The sequence below is a fragment of the Xanthovirga aplysinae genome (genome assembly GCF_009711365.1).
In the GTDB taxonomy this organism is placed as follows: domain Bacteria; phylum Bacteroidota; class Bacteroidia; order Cytophagales; family Cyclobacteriaceae; genus Xanthovirga; species Xanthovirga aplysinae.
This window is the reverse complement of record NZ_SMMB01000361.1, coordinates 1-1243: the sequence shown is the minus strand read 5'-3', so window position 1 is coordinate 1243 and position 1243 is coordinate 1. Positions and strand designations below refer to the sequence as shown.

Here is a 1243-nt window from a genome sequence, read left to right as displayed (position 1 = left end):
GACCTAATGAGATGTTTCTTCGTTAATAGTTCAGGGTGTTAAATGAATTAATCGAATTCAATAAAAGCTTTATTTATGTTAGGTTTTTTTAAAAGGAAGAAAAAAGAAAAGGTTCCTGAGCATGAGCCAGGACACGGAAAAAGTTCATATTATAATTTACAGGTCAGAGAAGTAGTAAAGGAAACACCAGATACTATTACTATTTATTTTGACCTTCCAGATGGAGGGATTTCCTATATTCCGGGACAGTTTTTTACGCTGATCATGGACCTGGGAGGAAATGAGATCCGAAGAGCCTACTCTTTGTGTACTTGCCCTGAAACTGATCCCTATCCAGGGGTGACCGTAAAGAGAATGGAAGGTGGACTTATGTCCAATCACCTCAATGACCATTTAAAGGCAGGAGATTCAATAAAGGTAATGGAGCCTATAGGGAATTTCACTGTGACAGTCGATAAGGAACTGAAACGACATTTAGTACTTTTCGGTGGTGGAAGTGGAATCACCCCTTTGATGTCTATCGCCAAATCGGTGTTACATGGAGAAAAAGACAGTCAGGTTTCCTTGGTTTATGGGAATCGTGACATTGAATCGATTATTTTTAAGGAGGAGATTGAAAGTTTGGAGAAGAAATATCCGGATAATTTCCAGGTGAGGCATGTACTTGAAAAAGGTCCTGAAAATTGGTCAGGAGCTCAAGGATATTTAACCAAAGAACTGATTGAAGGATACTTAAAAGAGTTTCCTGATTTTGGAGCCAAAAGTACTTCCTATTATATGTGCGGACCTGAAGGGTTAATGAATGTTGTTACCGAAAGCCTGGAAGTTTTAGGAATAGACCATCATTCGGTATTCAAAGAAAGCTTTACGACCAGTGCAGTTAGAAATGAACCTTCAGCCGAAGATGGAACGGATGTTTCCAGAGAAGTGACAGTGATTTTCGATGATGAAGAGTTCAAATTTGTTGTGGAACCTGGAAAGACCATTCTTGAAACGGCCCTAGATTTGGATATCGACCTTCCATTTTCTTGTCAGAGCGGTTTATGCACTGCTTGTCGAGGAAAGTGCTTATCAGGAAGTGTGAAAATGGATGAAACTGAGGGATTATCTGAGGAGGAATTGGAAGAAGGTTATGTGCTCACATGTGTTGGACATCCCGCAAGTGACGATGTAAAAATTGAAATAGGTTAAAAAGTTTTCCTGTCGGAAAAAAACTTTTTTCTGACAGGAATCCTCATATTGG

At 39.3% G+C, this 1243-nt stretch carries 1 protein-coding gene; it reads left to right on the top strand.

The window, feature by feature from the left end:
- Positions 1–75: 75 nt before the first annotated feature.
- The gene (locus tag E1171_RS01165) at positions 76–1191 is read left to right on the top strand and encodes a ferredoxin--NADP reductase (protein WP_155203266.1); all 1116 of its coding nucleotides are present in this window, start codon (positions 76–78) and stop codon (positions 1189–1191) included.
- The last annotated feature ends 52 nt before the right edge of the window (positions 1192–1243 follow it).